Raw genomic sequence first — 15,016 nt, 5'->3', positions numbered from 1 at the left:
GTCAAGCGTCACGGTCTAGGATGCTTCCATGCGCGCACTCGTCTACTGCCGAATTTCCGCCGACCGTGAAGGATCCGGGCTTGGCGTTGACCGGCAACGGGAAGACTGCGAGGCGCTCGCCCAAACGCTCGGCTGGGAAGTCGTTGAGGTATTCACGGACAACGATCTGAGTGCCTACTCAGGCAAGCCTCGACCCGCATATATGGCAATGCTCGAAGCGCTCCAGAGGGGCCGCGCAGGAGCCGTAATCGCCTGGCACACTGATAGACTCCATCGCTCCCCAGTCGAGCTCGAATCGTTCATCTCACTCTGCGAGCCACTATCGATTGTGGTCCGAACCGTGCAGGCCGGCGAGATCGATCTATCCACACCAGCCGGACAAATGAACGCCCGCATCGTCGGCGCAGTCGCACGCCACGAAATTGATCACGCCCGGAAACGAATGGTCCGTGCACACGAACAGGCTGCATCATCCGGCCAGTGGCGGGCACGTCGGCAAGTCTTCGGATACGCCAAAGATGGAGCAACGACAGTTGAGGTCGAAGCGCAAGCAATCCGGGCAGCAGCGACCGATGTCCTCTCAGGCAAGAGCCTTCGGCAGGTTGCCCGCGAATGGAATGAGGCAGGGCATGTCTCCAAGGGGTCTGCCCCTAAGTGGAATGCGTCGTCAATACGTCGGATCCTCGCCAACCCGCGCTATGCCTCTCTGCAGGAATACCGTGGACGAATCGTTGGCGACGGAAACTGGCCACGAATCATCGAACGCGACGAACATCACGCATTGCTCGCGCTATTCGCAGACCCGAAACGGTCAAGCAGATTGGGCAGCGAGCGGAAACACCAAGGCTCAGGTGTCTACCAGTGTGGACTCTGCGAATCGCGGATGACAATGACCTTCAACGCTGGTGGCTCGATGCACTACAGATGCACCCAATCGGCCCATCTGTCACGGCAAGGTGAAGCCCTCGACGCGTGGATTGACGAGGTGGTGTTGGGTCGCCTGTCGATGCCCGACGCGAAACTGATGCTTGACGTCCGCGACCGCGACCTGCCTGCCCTGCAGACCGAACGCGATGGACTGCAGTCTCGGATGGATCAACTCGCGGGAATGTTCGCAGAAGGCGCTATCGATGGGTCTCAACTGCGCCGTGGCACCGAGGACCTGAGGGTGAAGGTCGCGAAGCTGGACGATGAGCTGGCTGATGCCCGGTCTGTGTCGCCCTTGGCTGACTTGATTCTGGCGGGCGATGAGTTGCGGTCACGGTGGGATGCGATGTCTGCGGATCTGCGTGGGCAGGTAATTGCGTCGCTGATTGACGTGGTGGTTTTGAAGTCGCCTCGCGGTCTGCGCCGGTTTGAACCTGAGTATGTCCAGATCACCTGGCGGAAGTAGGTACTTGTGGGCCCACGGGCGCACTGGTTGTCTACGACCAGCCCGGAATCAGAATTCGCGACACCCTCGGGAACTCTCGCGAGGACTCCCACACTTCTGAGTGTTCTCATTGCATCCGATGAAGGCTTGGAATTTCTGACCATCTGTAGCACTAGCTAGCACCCTGCTGGGAGCTTGGTAGCGGTTTGCTTGGGTTCTGCTACCGCTTTGCTTGACCACTTGCGGTGTGAGCAGTGCTCTCGTTGGCGGCTGCGTGACAGTCTATGTCGAACGATTGTGCCTTGACCTGCGGTTATTGTGTTTCGTCCCTGTGGATTCCCTTCGGATTCCTCGATGCATGTAAGGATCTGGAGCTTCTCGTCTGACGAGATCTTGCAGTTTGCAGCAGATTGTTGCAAGGAGTTTCAGAGGGAACGCAAGGAAGTTCCTTACGGAATCCTCATGAGCTTAGGCAAGTGCCGCTCGAAGTTTTGCGGCGATCACCGAAAAACCTATCGGAGTTGGTCGAGTTCGCCGGCGGTCATCCCTGGCGCCACTTCAGTTTCAGGTTCAAGGTCGGCTGGCAGCGGGTTGTGTTGTGGTGGTTCAGGTTCTGCCACTGCGCGAGGCTTCGATGCGGGCCGTTCTTTGCCATCCGCCCCAATGGTCTTGTCGAACTGCGGAATTTCCGCAGTTGATTCGAGTTCATTTCGGACGGTTCCCACAGTCTTGTCGTCAACGCCAATCCTTTTGGCATGCTCACGATTCGAGAGCTGTGGATCAGCTTTGATGGACTCCGCAATCAGTGCCCGCTTCTGCTCCCGATTCAAATGTCGCCGGTCAATATTGAGAGACAGTGCAAGCGTGCGCTTCTCAGCCTCCGTGTAACCCGACTTCGTAACCGAAGGGCAAGGAAGTTCCCTCGAGTAAATCCCACGGATGCTCGACGGAATCCCACGAGTGATGCCGCCAGTGATGGCAGGGGGTGGGTCTACGGTCCCAGGGTTGCAATCAACCCATAGAGCTTTTGGGGCTTAATGGGTTAGTTCGCGGAACGCTGGCCGTGGAACAAGTAATCCGCTAGATATGCTCCCCGACAAGGTGATCGGCAATAAATTGCCTGTCTGCGGACGAAATCAGGGTTCGAAAAGTACAACGAGATATGTGACGGGCGACACGCCGACGCGCCGCATAAGTGCTCGGGAATACGGGGGCTGATCTGGGGCGACCTGGGAATTCCATCAATGCGACTCACAACATGTCGCGTTATGTGTTTCTGTCGGCCACTAGGTGTAGTGTCTTGAGCACTGAGACGCACGCCGGAGCTGCAATGACAGCCCACGCACAGCCGCTCATTATCTCGACGTAGTACCGCACAACGCGATTTTGCTACGTCATTCCTTAGGTCGATTGTCGGCTACAGCTCTGCCCATGCTTCGAATCGTGGGTGATCTTTGTCAATTCCACAGTGGCATCAGATTGATCACTGCATACCCATTTCCGGGCCTGTGGTGCACACACACGTATCTACTCGATCGATTGCAGTCGATCCTAGGAGGTTATCAGCAAATGGGCCTAGAAGACAACCTAGCGCGAGACGCAGGATGCACACGCAAAGAAGTGCTCGACGCCCTCAACGTACTCGAGGAATTCAACGCCAGCACCACCGTCCGATCCGAACATGGCGTTGCCGGAGCATGGCTGAACGCCCTCAACAGGGCGGTGCTCGCGTAAATGTCCGAGTTCACAGTCAGGTCAGAGGTTCAGGCCCGTGAAGGCCACAAACCATTTCAGCGGTTCCTGATTTCTCGCCAACGCCGTAACGGATCCGCCGGAGTGTGGGCCATGAGTCCGACAGCACTCCGAGCGCTCGCAGATCAAATCCACGAAGCCCTTCAAGATCACGAAGAGGAAGCCTATGCCGGCCACCGGCGTCCTAGAAGTGCCACCAGTCTCTCAGTCGCTCGATGAAGCTCTCCCCGCCCGGTACGTCGACGCGGTGCACGATGGGGTGAAAGGTAAACGCTCCGAACAGTTCGGGACGCTCGTCTCGATCTGCATGGCCACTCAGCTTCGAGGGTGGAGCCGTGAAAGAACTGAGTCCCATGTGTGCGATCCGCTCAAGTCTGGTCTGTGGCGACAGCTTTCCGTGGACCACAAGGGGAAAGAGTTTCCAGTCGGCAGCGCGGCACGGGCGTTCAATGACGCGTGGAGCAAAGCTCAAGAACACCTGAGCGATCCGTACAACAGTTACGACATGAGACAGAAAGCTGTCGAAGAGGCATTTGCCGTGGTGGATCTGCTTGACGATCCGGATCTCGACATGGGCCTCAATGAGCCGCAGCGGGCGACATTGTGTTACGTAGCAAGCGAAATCGCACGGCGCGAGCGAACGGCAGTCACATGCCCAACGCGGGAAGTCGAAGCCGCCACAGGATTCAATCGGCAACGGATCAGGACGGCGTTGGCGAAACTCGTGGAGCTTCGCTGGCTCTTGAAGCTGTCCAGTGGGCAGTCCGGGGCCAAGCATGGAAAGGCTGCGATCTATGCGCTCGGACCGAGGGCGCAGTAACCCCCAAGGCTCTATGGGTTGGTAGATATGGCACTCGCCGAGCCTCGTGGAAATTCGAAGGACACTACGACAAGGAGAATCATGACCACAGCCGTACTCGAACGACCTGTAGATCCGCGCGTCGCCGAACTCCTCGCAACCGCACCACCTTTGACTGAAGAACGTTGGAGTCGCTTGGCGGCATTGTTCCGTGCAGGCACAGTCGCATCCTGACGTAAACCGGTGTGGCACGTTCACATGTCACTATTGGTTTGTAACGGATTGAGCCGTTCCAGACAGCAGAAACAAGCCACCCACGAACCAGAGTTCAGGGTGGCTTCTTTGTGCAAAAAATTATCCGCACTCACCTATTCCAGAAAGAAAGTCACTGCATGAATCCAGCTATATGGGTCACGCGTTACGAAGCTGCCGAGCGACTTTCGCGATCAACCCAAACAGTCGTCCGATGGATATCAAAATACAAGCCTGAGCAACAAGGCCAAGGTCGATACGCGACTTATCTACTGGCGGAACTACTTCGAATCAAACAGCAAAGCGAGACCAATAAGGCGAGCGGCCTCTTCAGTGCGGACAGGCAACCCGAAAGTGCGGGAAGGCCGAAGTCTGCACTGGCCTACTTCGACTGCTAGTCCATCCTGCCCTCGCAATCGGGCGCAGCGGCGAAGTTTCGCTGACTGAGATCAAGGAGAAGTGCATGAACGAAATCAACGAAATCATCGTAGGCATACACCCGTACGCAGAAAAGTTCCCCATGCTCCAAGAAGTAGAGTTGAGTGAACTTGCCGATTCGATCCGTGCGAACGGGTTACGTAATCCAATCGTGGTCACCCTCGACGGCCTACTTCTGGATGGGCGCAATCGACGGGAGGCTTGCGCTCGGGCCGGAGTTACTCCGACCGTCGTCGTATACGAAGGCGATGATTTTGCTGAGTATGTGATCGATTGCAACTCTGCTCGACGCAATCTAACCTCAGGCCAACGCGCGATGTGTGACGCCCTTGTATACCTCGAAGACGGGCGGCGTGGAGATGGAAGATGGCGACGCGGGGCGATAGATATCGGAACTGGTTCCGATAGCGAGGGTCCGCGCAAGCTTCTATCGTGGGCTGGGATAATTTTGGACTACAAGCCTGACCTGGCCATTCGTGTCACATCTGGCGAATTGTCCATCAAAGAAGCTTTCACGTTGGCCGATGCAATCCGTACCAGCGCCGAGCGCGACAAGATCATGGCCCGCGAGAAGGTGCGCCGTGAAAAGGATGAGGCCGCAGCAGAAGCCGAAGCCAACGCCAAGATTGTCGCAGACCTCACGATCGCCGGCGAAACCAAATTTCTTGACCTCGTCAATGATGGGGTGATGACGCCACGCGTGGCATGGGCCGCATACCGAGAAGAGACGCGGAAGCAGCGTGAGGCAGAGCAAGCGGAACGCGATGCCCAAGCTAGCTACTTCAATGGAATATCGCGAGCAATCCGAGTAGCAGCGTCGAGCGCAGGGCACATGCACGAACGAATGCAACCGTATGACCCCGCCGACCTGGACGAGCGCCACAACAGCGCATTTACCGAAGAGAAGATCGACGCACTATTGCAGTTCGCACACGAGATGAAAGCATGGGTGACCAGCAAATGACCGACGTGATCAATGGATACCTAACAGAGATCAAGAGCCAAATTGTTTCGGACGCAGGTTCGGTGGGCATTGATTCGACCGAACTCGACGATCGAGCAGCAAACGCACTTAGGGACGAGCTGGACTCTGGCCGACTCGGCACACCCGATCTGGCACAACTGCTTTCACGGAGTCATCACAGCAAGTTCGCGGATCGACAGCGGCAACTCGTCGCCCGGAACTTTGAACTCCTCGCCGAAATCATCACAGAAGGTAGTGACGGTTCCCTGTGGGGTCAGTCGGCACCGATCCTGGAGGCACCTGTCCGCGTCGACGGACAATTCGTTTCGTGCAGGTATCTGACAGTCGAAAGCATCGATTCCCTCATCGACGCACGTAAGGCGAACGCGCGGGTGGTTGCTGGGTCGGCTGAGGCATTCGAGAAGCGAGCAACTGAGCTGGTCCAGTTTATGGATGATCGCGGGGCCCAATTCTTGGGTGGCGCATTCATCGAGGCATGACAATCGCGCCTTAAACCGGTGTGAGACATGACAATGCAATGATGATGATATGAGTTGGTTTGCAGCGGGCTGCCTAGACATTCAACGCCACCCGCACGACCGATAGCGCTCAATGGCATCGTGGCGCGGCTCGACCGCACTGGCCATCTGGAAAAGCGCACACGTCTACGGGGCTGACGATAACTGCCCCCACAAACCTATGACCCAGCTTCCCACGAGGCTGGGTCCTTTTACTTTTCGCGGAACATTCGGAGAAGATGGCGTTGGCGGCGAAGATTGAGGAGAAGGTCAAAGCCAAAGCGAGAAAGCGCCAATCAGATGGACAGCGGCGAGGGGCTGAAGTTACCAACAGTCAAGGCGCTTGTGCGACGCCCGACGCACAAGCGGAAAGTGGACCAACCGCCAAGAAGCGTTCCCATGCAGAACGTTCCGCTGATGCCATCGGTCAAGTGATTGGCATGAGCGGCAAGCCAATTCTTGCGAAATACGTTGCACCCGAGTTTAACTCTCGCACATGGTACTAGCTCATGCGTCGGTGTGAGTGTCCACAGGTATGGGCCTGCCGTGGTGGATGGTGTTGATGATGGTGAGCTGTGGTGACTCCCGTTGTCCACCCGGCAGGTGGTTGCCTGAGCTAGGCAACCACCTGCTTTGTACCGCAGAGAAGTTGCTGCCAACTGCGATTATGTCCACACCTTAAGCCCGAGATCATCTGCCGCCGACTGCAGTGCAGAATCGCCCAGCGCAATGGCCTTCTCCCGTGCCAGTGGTCCCTTGCTGAAGCTGCTTGCCTTTGCATCAGGAGAGATTTCGATTCCAGCCTCTTCGAGCGTCGATTCACCCTTTTCGGTGGCGACACCTGTTCGATACAGGGGCTGGCCCTTTTTCATGCCATCTGCCTTTGCGCGGACAGCGAGGTCGAACCCGACCCTTCTGACGTCACTAGCGTTGTAAATGATCTCGACGTATGTGTAGGTTTCTGCTTCTTCCGACCCTAGGACGGGACGGCGCTTTGCGGTGAGAATGCCGAGGGCAACTTCGCCTTCAACGGCAACCCAACGGAGCCGTACATTCGTGTATGTATCTGCATTTTCATTGATGTGCGCTGTCACAATTTGAGTCATCGTGACATGTTCCCACCGTCGTGGCTGAGAAGACCACAGGTTTGGGAGATCGCTGAGTAAGTCAGGTTGGATCCAAGACTTGCAGACAGTGAACATGCCAGGCGAACCGGACGCTCCCAAGGGGTCGTTCATCCGTTTCGTGTCGAACGTGCGTCTCACGGCAAAGACGCAGAGGGCCGCAGAGTTGCAGTAATCGGCGGAAATGAAGAGGGCAACAACACAATGAACCCCCTCACCCAACACCTCACCGACACAGCAGCATTCATCCACCAAGCGCACCAACACCTACACCTCTCAGCACTAGCAGTCCTCGAACCCTACGCAGACCGACTGTTGGACCAATGGCTACGGGGTGAGCGCTGATGGCGAGAGCACGCACACGAGTGTGTTCACAACCCGGATGCCCCTCGATGCAACCAGAGGCAGAGTGCCGTGAGCACAGAGCAGCACGTGACGCATACCAGCGGGCAACCACACCCACCAAGCGCACACGCACAGCAGCCGAACAGAAGCGCAGAGCCGAAGCAGTCAGTGAACATCGAACACGTGAAGGCAACTGGTGCCCAGGGTACGAGAACCGTCAACCCCACCCAGCAGCAGACCTCACAGCAGACCACAACACAGCAATCTCCAACGGCGGCGCACCAGACGGACCACTCACCATCCGCTGCAGATCATGCAACTCAGCACGCGGAAACAGATACACCTAGATGAAGTTGCCACACCCCGCCGAGGACAACGTAACCGAACAACCAAAGGGGCGGCATGGCAACAACAGAACAGCAGTGCATCACGTGCAGAGAACTGTTCACACGAAACAGAATTGGTCGCCCAGCGAAGTACTGTTCCGCAGGATGTCGGCCTCCCCGAGACAATGCAGCCAACCAATCTCAAGAGTGCTCTGTTGACGGTTGCACTCAGAACCGCTACCAAGCACGATCGCTGTGCTCAACCCACGCGATGCGCAAACATCGATACGGGGATGTCAACACCGATCGGTCACGAATCGGCAGGCACTGGTCACACAGCGAAGGATACGTCCTCCTAGGAAAACCGTTCCACCCGCTAGCTGACCGTAGAGGTGCAGTGTACGAGCATCGAAGGGTTCTCTACGCCCGCATCGGGCCTGGCGTCCACGATTGTCACTGGTGCAAAACACCTGTCGAATGGATGGTCGACTTAGAAGCCGATCACGTCAACAGCATCCGGGATGACAACAGGTCTGAGAATCTAGTTCAGTCATGCCATGCATGTAATACCCGACGTGCACTTGAAAGCCGATGGCATCACAAAAGCTCGCACGCCTAGAACCCAAACAAAACTCTGAATCAAATTTTCGAAACAATTCTTCCGATCTGATTCTTTGACAGGCCACCAACTGAGTTGCAGCAGAGAGCTACTCGCACCCAATGCGGCAAGACCTGCACATACTGCAACACAGCATTCCGCACACTCAAAGCAACAGCCAAGTACTGCGGCTACCGATGCGTCAACCTCGCACGCTACGACCGGACAGGAAGAACCGGCAAAGCCGAACCCGTCCGATCCTCAGTGGTCTACCCACGCGACTGCGAACTCTGCCGGCAACCATTCATCGGAAGACACTGCGACGTAGACCAATGCCTCACATGCCGAAGCGCCATCAAGTCAATGCGCGTCTACATCAGCGAATGTGTCACATGCTCAAGCCTCTTTACCTGTAGGTACACCAGACGCACATGCTCACCCACATGCACCGAGACCGCACGACTCATGGCCAAGCGTGAAGCCAAGCACCGCCGGCGAGCCATCAAGCGCAACGCCTTCGTAGCAAACGTCTCACCCCAAAAGGTCTTCGAACGAGACGGATGGAAATGCCATCTATGCGGTAAGGCAATCAACCGCAAAGCTGTCGTCCCACACCCCAAAGCCCCAACAATCGACCACGTCATTCCGCTGGCCTCAGGCGGCACGCACGAGCCTCTGAACTGCAGGGCAGCCCACTTCCTATGCAACAGCATCAAAGGTGATCGTGGAGGCGGTGAGCAGCTCCTACTGGTCGCATGACCCACCCAGGGACGTAGGTCGAAAACGGTGAAACGAAAATCACCGCGAATGAGGACGAAAAAGATGTGTACGCATTCCACGAGTCGATAGGAGGTGCTTATGCCTGGTCCTGCTCCGAAACCTTCTGATCAAACTCGGCGGCGGAATGCCCCTATTGCGAACACGGTTCAGTTGCCGGCTGAGGGTCGTGTTGGTGAGGCTCCTGTGTGGCCGTATGCGTCCGATTGTCCTGATGTGTGGCATGAGTTTTGGGCGACTCCTCAGGCTGCTCAGTGGGAGCGGCAGGGGATGGTTCGCCTGGTTGCTCGTTATGTGATGGTGCTTGGTCTGGTTGAGAGTCCTGAAACGATTTCGGCGACTCTTCTGGGCGAGGTGCGGCAGCTGGAGGATCGGTTGGGTTTGTCTCCGATGGCGATGTTGCGTCTTCGGTGGGAAGTGGTTGCGGATGAGGTTGCTGGTAAGCGTGATTCGAAGCCTGCCGCTTCTAAGGCGAGACGCAGATTGAAGGTGGCTGGCGATGCCGTGGAGAGGCCCGGAGGAGCTGGGTGAGGTTCCGTCGCTTGGAGGTTTGGTTGGTGAGTGGATTGAGGAGCATTGTGTTATCCCGGATATGGATCAGATGGGTGAGCCGTATCGGTTGACTGATGAGATGTGGACGTTTCTGCTGAATCATTATCGGGTTCGGGTGGATGCTGATCCGCGCCGTCATGGTTCGGCGTTTGCGTATCGCCGGTCGCAGTTGGTTCGTCCTCAGAAGTGGGGGAAGTCGCCGTTTTCTGCTGCGCTTGTTTGCGCGGAGGCGGTGGGGCCGGTCGTTTTTGATGGCTGGGATGCTTTCGGGGAGCCTGTTGGCCGTCCTTGGTCTACTCCGCTGATTCAGATTACTGCGGCGTCTGAGGATCAGACTGGCAATGTTTATGACGCTTTGGTGCCGATGATTGATTACAGCGATTCGTTGTCGCCGTTGATTCCTGATACGGGTTTGACTCGGATCAATATTCCTGGTGGCGGTTCGATTGAACCTGTTACGTCTCAGGCTCGTTCGCGGCTTGGTCAGCGTGTGACGTTTGTTGTTCAGGATGAGACTGGTACGTGGACGAAGTCGAATGGTGGCTGGAATCTGGCGGATACGCAGCGGCGTGGTCTTGCTGGTATGGGTGGTCGTGCGGTTGAGACTACGAATGCTTGGGATCCGTCGGAGAATTCGGTGGCTCAGCAGACGTATGAGTCGAAGTCGGATGATATTTATCGAGATTTTTTGCAGGGGCCTCCGGGTTTGAAGTATGCGACGAATAAGGCTGATCGTCGGAAGATTCATCGGGTTGTGTATGGGGATTCGTTTTGGGTGGATTTGGATCGCATTGAGGCTGATGCGTCTGAGTTGGCGGAGCGTGATCCTGCTCAGGCTGAACGCTTTTTTGGTAATCGCATTGTGTATGGGCATGGTTCGTGGCTTCGTGAGGGCTTGTGGGACTTGCGGTATGCCGGCGTGAACGATGAGTTGGCTGCTTGATTCTGTTGTGTTATTGAAGGTTTCGGGGGTGATGTTGGTGCTTTGGCTTCCTAACCCTGAACCGGGTACGGCTGTTAGTGCCGGATTTTGACGGCAGTGAAAATAATGACTGGACCGCCATCCGCTGTGAGACTCGCGATGGTTTGCAGTTCACCCCACGGTACGGGCCTGACAAGCGTCCGGCGATCTGGAATCCGGATGAGTGGGGTGGTCAGATTCCGCGTGGCGAAGTGAATGCTGCTGTGGATGAAATCTTTTCGACGTGGCGTGTAGGCAGATTCTATTGCGATCCGCAGGACTGGTATTCGGAGATTGGCGATTGGTCGCTGACTCACGGCGATGAGCATGTGTCGGAGTGGCCGACAAACAAGATTGATCGAATGTTTCACGCCATCAGGCGTTTTGAGACCGACTTAGCTAGTGGCCGTATTTCCCAGGATGGGTGTCCGATTACGGCGATTGCGTTGGCGAACTGTCGCAAGGTTGCGAAGCCTGGCCAAAAGTATGTGTTGGGTAAGCCTGCGGATCATCAAAAGATTGACCCTGCAATGGCTTCCATTTTGGCGCATGAGGCTGCGGCGGATGCTCGTGAGTCTGGCTGGTCGGATGCCCCGTCTAGTCGAATGATTGTTTTCTGAAAGTGGGTGGTTGTGCCGATGGCCGACACTATTGCACCAATTGATCTGATCCCGGTTCTTGAGAAGGGTTTGACGGCCGATGTTGCGAATCTGACGAAGTGGGACAACTATTTGGAGGGTGAGCAGCCCCTCAAGTACATGTCTGAGGCGATGAAGGAGGAGCTGGGCGAGACTGCGGTTGAGCTGGTTCTAAATTGGGCGCGTCTGGTTGCTGATGCTTGCGAAAACCGTTTGGATGTTGAGGGTTTCCGGTATGCGGACTCTGATGTCGAGGATGAAGTGTTGTGGGCTGGTTGGCAATACAATGACATGGATGAGCAGTCTCAGCAGGGGCACTTGGAGTCGTTGGCGATGGGCCGTTCATATGTGCTGATCAACAAGAACGAAGAAGCGGACAAGCCGCCTCGCAATACGGTTGAGTCTCCGTTTCAGGTGTGGGCGCAACGTGATCCGAAGACTCGTAAGGTTTCTGCTGCTATCAAGAAGTGGAAGGATCTGGACGAGGTCGAGCACATTTTGGTGTACACGCCGGTTGAAACTGCGGAGTTCGTCAAGGATGCTGGCGCGTGGAAGCCTGGCGCGTTCAACGACAAACACAATTTCGGCATTGTTCCTGTTGTGCCGCTTGTGAATAAGCCACGCCTCTTGCGTCCTGATGGTGTCACCGAGTTCAAAGACATTATTCCGTTGGCTGATGCGGCGAACAAGATGGCTACGGACATGATGACTTCGGCGGAGTTTCATGCGATGCCGCGTCGTTGGGCGTTCGGGTTGAAGCAGTCCGATTTCGTTGACCGCAATGGCAATCCGGTGTCTTCATGGTCGAAGATTAAGGGCCGTTTGTGGGCGTCTGAGGATTCGAATGTCAAGGTTGGTACGTTCCCTGAGGCTGATCTGGCGAACTTCCATAATACGATCAAACTGTTGGCGCAGTTGACTTCTCAGATTGCTGCTTTGCCGCCCCATTATATGGGTTTTGGTGGAAATAATGTGCCTTCTGCTGATGCGATTCGTTCGTCGGAGTCTCAGTTGGTGAAGCGTATTGAGCGGAAGCATACTTTCTTGGGTGGTGCGTGGGAGGACGTTCAGAGAATCAATCTGATGTTTTTGCGCGGGAAGCCTGATCTTGAGGATCGTGATCATCAGTTGGAGACGGTGTGGCGTGATCCGTCTACGCCGACTGTTGCGCAGGTTGCTGATGCTGCTGTGAAGAAGTATGAGTCTGGGTTGGTTCCGTTGGAGCAGACGCGTATTGATCTTGGTTACAGTGCGACTCAGCGTGAGCAGATGCGGGAGATGGATTCTAAGGCTTCGCCGGCGTCGCAGATTGCGGGGATTGTGAAGGCTAATGCTGCCTGATGCTGCTGCCGCGCATTATGCGGAGCAGCGGGGGATTACGGCTGAGGTTCTTGGTGTTGCTGCTGAGTTGTGGGGTTCTCGTCCGCCGCCTGATTTTGATGTGTGGTTTGACCGGAATTTGCCGATGCTTTTGGAGTTGGTTGCGGCGGGTCAGGGTCGGGCTATGGCTGGTTCTGGCGCGTATGTGGCTGATGTGTTGGATGAGCTTGAGATTGATATTGCTGCGGATGCTGCGCCTGAGCTTGGTGGTCTGGTTGGTGTTGCGTCTGATGGGCGTGCGCTTGATTCGTTGATGTATGGCGCTGTGATTACCGCTAAGGGCGGTATTGCTGAGGGGTTATCGACTGCGCAGGCGTGGGGTTCTGGCCTGACAGCGTTGCTTACGAGGCTGCAGGTGCAGGTTGCTGACGCTTCCCGTGCCGCTACTTCGCTTCACATCACGTCTCGGGACAAGGTCGGCTATGTGCGGATGTTGAACCCGCCTTCATGCTCTCGCTGCGTCCTGCTGGCTGGCAAGTATTACAAGTACAACGCAGGGTTTGACCGGCACCCTGGCTGCGATTGCCGACATATTCCGGTGACGGAAAACAAGTCTGGCGATCTACGTACCGACCCGCAACTGTATTTCGATGTGATGACTCCGGATGCGCAGGATCGGCAGTTCACTAAGGCTGGGGCGCAGGCGATCCGCGATGGCGCTGACATGAATCAGGTCATTAATGCTCGGCGCGGTATGTCTACGGCGCAAACCAATCTTCGCGGATGGATTCCATCTGGCCGACTGAAGAAAGAACGCATCTATGGCCAGGATATTGCGATTACGGATGAGGGTAAGACTCGTCGTGGTGTTGCGTATCAGGCGATGTCGCAGGCTGGTTATGCGGAGCGTCGGACGGATGTTCGTGGTCGTAGGTATTTCGAGGCTAAGGCTCCGAGACTTTTACCAGAAGGTATTTACCAGATTGCTACTGATCGTGCGGATGCGTTGCGTCTGCTCAAACTGTACGGCTACATGACGTAGCCCCAAATCTGTTGAAAGGTAACGTCTTGCCGATGTTTGGAAGCAAGCCCGCAGAACTCGTCGCAGCGAAGATTGCATTCCGGCGGCGCTGCGCGTGGTGTGGTGTGGAACTTCGAGGCTGGCAGCTAAACCTCTGTCGAACCTGCAAGACCGCAGTCAATTACTCTCCTTCCCCGCCGTGCACTAGTGCGAGTCGATGGGATTCCTTGCCGGACATATTCAGACTGAAAGGCCAACTGTGAGCGCGTTGAACATGAATCAGCGTAACGAGTTGTGGAACCGGCTCAGTGACCTTCTCGCGCAAGAAGGCCCGCTCTACAGTGACATGGATGACGATGAGGCAGATGAGCTGCTGACCAAGTTTATCGACGGCATTGAGCGGGACATCCTTCCAATGAAAGAGAGTGTGCCAGTGAAGCTTGTGCCAGTCCCCAGACATGAGGGTCCAGGCCATGCATACGGAGACATCCACTGGTGCCCTGGATGCCTCGCCGAATTTCAGGCGTCTCAACTCTCCAAATGACTTTCTAGTTTCAAACTTTAAGGCCCTGTGAGCTTTCCGCTCCGGGGCCTTTTTTGTACCCATTTTCTTCCCGTCCGGGCGATCCGGTTCGGGCAATTTCCCCCGCGATGGAGGCGTTTTACCCATGTCCGATGTTATTCCTGTTGTTAATCCTGTTGTGCCTGTAGCGGTTCCGGCCCCTGTGCCTGTTCCTGCTGCACCTGTAGTTCCTGTTGTGCCTGCTGTTGATCCTGCCGCGACGGTAGATCCGCAGTACCCGGATGGTCTCGGTGACCCCGGCAAGAGGGCGCTTGATGCGGAACGAGCGCGTGCAGATCAGGCCGAGAAGGCGTTGAAGGCGTTGACCGATAAGGCTGCTGCTGATGCGCTTGCCGCCGAGAACGCGAAACTGTCGGAACTTGAACGGGCACAGAAGGTTGCGAACGATGCAACTGCTGCTGCAGCGAAGCAGACCGAAGAGAACCTGCGCTTGAACTTCGCCTACAACAACGGTGTTCCCCGCGAATGGGTGAACCGACTCCAAGGCTCCACCCCCGAAGAACTAGCGGCTGACTGGGCGATCCTGCAGCCAACTTTGGTGGCCCCGGCGGCTGTCATTGATCCGAACGCTCCTCGCGTTCCTGCTCCGGTCCCATCTCCGGGTCCGCAGCCTGGCACACCCAAATCTGAGGGCGAAGTGCTCTACGAGTCCTTCTACCCGAATCGAAAGTGAGAT

Annotated in this window: 14 protein-coding genes; 12 read left to right on the top strand and 2 right to left on the bottom strand. The window is 56.2% G+C overall.

The features are described 5' to 3' along the window. Positions 1-28 precede the first annotated feature (28 nt). Both MTX36_RS22825 and MTX36_RS22820 read left to right on the top strand, forming a co-directional pair. Complete coding sequence (locus MTX36_RS22825) at positions 29-1,393, top strand: recombinase family protein (protein WP_243621934.1); 1,365 nt, start codon at positions 29-31, stop codon at positions 1,391-1,393. 1,548 nt (positions 1,394-2,941) lie between these two features. Beyond that, positions 2,942-3,106: a hypothetical protein gene (locus MTX36_RS22820; RefSeq protein WP_243621933.1), complete on the top strand. Its 165-nt coding sequence runs from the start codon at positions 2,942-2,944 to the stop codon at positions 3,104-3,106. Positions 3,107-3,308: 202 nt separating this feature from the next. Here the strand turns inward: MTX36_RS22820 and MTX36_RS22815 are convergent, their stop codons facing one another. After that, positions 3,309-3,479 (bottom strand): hypothetical protein, encoded by a 171-nt coding sequence (locus MTX36_RS22815; RefSeq protein ID WP_243621932.1) that lies wholly within the window; start codon positions 3,477-3,479, stop codon positions 3,309-3,311. 150 nt (positions 3,480-3,629) lie between these two features. Here MTX36_RS22815 and MTX36_RS22810 point away from each other — a divergent pair, with 150 nt between their 5' ends. The 4 genes from MTX36_RS22810 (at position 3,630) to MTX36_RS22800 (ending at position 6,077) form a co-directional block, all read left to right on the top strand. Then, on the top strand, positions 3,630-3,944 hold the full coding sequence (locus MTX36_RS22810; RefSeq protein WP_243621931.1) for a hypothetical protein: 315 nt from the start codon (positions 3,630-3,632) through the stop codon (positions 3,942-3,944). 81 nt (positions 3,945-4,025) lie between these two features. Then, complete coding sequence (locus tag MTX36_RS29970; protein ID WP_279394919.1) at positions 4,026-4,157, top strand: hypothetical protein; 132 nt, start codon at positions 4,026-4,028, stop codon at positions 4,155-4,157. 481 nt (positions 4,158-4,638) lie between these two features. Then, positions 4,639-5,577 (top strand): ParB N-terminal domain-containing protein, encoded by a 939-nt coding sequence (locus MTX36_RS22805; protein ID WP_243621930.1) that lies wholly within the window; start codon positions 4,639-4,641, stop codon positions 5,575-5,577. Continuing rightward, positions 5,559-6,077, top strand: coding sequence for a hypothetical protein (locus MTX36_RS22800; protein WP_243621929.1), 519 nt, complete (start codon positions 5,559-5,561; stop codon positions 6,075-6,077). The genes MTX36_RS22805 and MTX36_RS22800 overlap by 19 nt, the downstream gene beginning before the upstream one ends. Before the next feature lie 683 nt (positions 6,078-6,760). On the opposite strand, the gene MTX36_RS22795 is transcribed toward MTX36_RS22800, so the two are convergent. Continuing rightward, positions 6,761-7,189: a hypothetical protein gene (locus tag MTX36_RS22795; protein WP_243621928.1), complete on the bottom strand. Its 429-nt coding sequence runs from the start codon at positions 7,187-7,189 to the stop codon at positions 6,761-6,763. A gap of 1,662 nt (positions 7,190-8,851) precedes the next feature. Here MTX36_RS22795 and MTX36_RS30610 point away from each other — a divergent pair. The 6 genes from MTX36_RS30610 (at position 8,852) to MTX36_RS22770 (ending at position 15,013) form a co-directional block, all read left to right on the top strand. Continuing rightward, the gene (locus MTX36_RS30610) at positions 8,852-9,247 is read left to right on the top strand and encodes an HNH endonuclease (protein ID WP_374230523.1); all 396 of its coding nucleotides are present in this window, start codon (positions 8,852-8,854) and stop codon (positions 9,245-9,247) included. A 517-nt stretch (positions 9,248-9,764) separates the two neighbouring features. Further along, on the top strand, positions 9,765-10,760 hold the full coding sequence (locus tag MTX36_RS22790; RefSeq protein WP_243621927.1) for a terminase: 996 nt from the start codon (positions 9,765-9,767) through the stop codon (positions 10,758-10,760). Between the two features lie 77 nt (positions 10,761-10,837). Then, on the top strand, positions 10,838-11,398 hold the full coding sequence (locus tag MTX36_RS22785) for a terminase (protein WP_243621926.1): 561 nt from the start codon (positions 10,838-10,840) through the stop codon (positions 11,396-11,398). Positions 11,399-11,416: 18 nt separating this feature from the next. After that, positions 11,417-12,757: a phage portal protein gene (locus tag MTX36_RS22780; protein ID WP_243621925.1), complete on the top strand. Its 1,341-nt coding sequence runs from the start codon at positions 11,417-11,419 to the stop codon at positions 12,755-12,757. Beyond that, complete coding sequence (locus MTX36_RS22775) at positions 12,747-13,778, top strand: hypothetical protein (protein ID WP_243621924.1); 1,032 nt, start codon at positions 12,747-12,749, stop codon at positions 13,776-13,778. The genes MTX36_RS22780 and MTX36_RS22775 overlap by 11 nt, the downstream gene beginning before the upstream one ends. Positions 13,779-14,425: 647 nt before the next feature. Further along, positions 14,426-15,013 (top strand): hypothetical protein, encoded by a 588-nt coding sequence (locus MTX36_RS22770; RefSeq protein WP_243621923.1) that lies wholly within the window; start codon positions 14,426-14,428, stop codon positions 15,011-15,013. The last annotated feature ends 3 nt before the right edge of the window (positions 15,014-15,016 follow it).

Source organism: Rhodococcus sp. ARC_M6 (genome assembly GCF_022810305.1).
In the GTDB taxonomy this organism is placed as follows: Bacteria; Actinomycetota; Actinomycetes; order Mycobacteriales; family Mycobacteriaceae; genus Rhodococcus_F.
The sequence above is the reverse complement of the archived record's forward strand: the minus strand, read 5'-3'. Positions and strand labels throughout refer to the sequence as shown.

Coding starts and splice junctions, on each gene's coding strand:
- MTX36_RS22815 (WP_243621932.1), bottom strand. CDS start 3,479: ATGGGACTCAGTTCTTTCACGGCTCCACCCTCGAAGCTGAGTGGCCAT.
- MTX36_RS30610 (WP_374230523.1), top strand. CDS start 8,852: ATGCGCGTCTACATCAGCGAATGTGTCACATGCTCAAGCCTCTTTACC.
- MTX36_RS22790 (WP_243621927.1), top strand. CDS start 9,765: ATGCCGTGGAGAGGCCCGGAGGAGCTGGGTGAGGTTCCGTCGCTTGGA.
- MTX36_RS22775 (WP_243621924.1), top strand. CDS start 12,747: ATGCTGCCTGATGCTGCTGCCGCGCATTATGCGGAGCAGCGGGGGATT.
- MTX36_RS22800 (WP_243621929.1), top strand. CDS start 5,559: ATGGGTGACCAGCAAATGACCGACGTGATCAATGGATACCTAACAGAG.
- MTX36_RS22825 (WP_243621934.1), top strand. CDS start 29: ATGCGCGCACTCGTCTACTGCCGAATTTCCGCCGACCGTGAAGGATCC.
- MTX36_RS22820 (WP_243621933.1), top strand. CDS start 2,942: ATGGGCCTAGAAGACAACCTAGCGCGAGACGCAGGATGCACACGCAAA.
- MTX36_RS29970 (WP_279394919.1), top strand. CDS start 4,026: ATGACCACAGCCGTACTCGAACGACCTGTAGATCCGCGCGTCGCCGAA.
- MTX36_RS22805 (WP_243621930.1), top strand. CDS start 4,639: ATGAACGAAATCAACGAAATCATCGTAGGCATACACCCGTACGCAGAA.
- MTX36_RS22780 (WP_243621925.1), top strand. CDS start 11,417: ATGGCCGACACTATTGCACCAATTGATCTGATCCCGGTTCTTGAGAAG.
- MTX36_RS22770 (WP_243621923.1), top strand. CDS start 14,426: ATGTCCGATGTTATTCCTGTTGTTAATCCTGTTGTGCCTGTAGCGGTT.
- MTX36_RS22810 (WP_243621931.1), top strand. CDS start 3,630: ATGAGACAGAAAGCTGTCGAAGAGGCATTTGCCGTGGTGGATCTGCTT.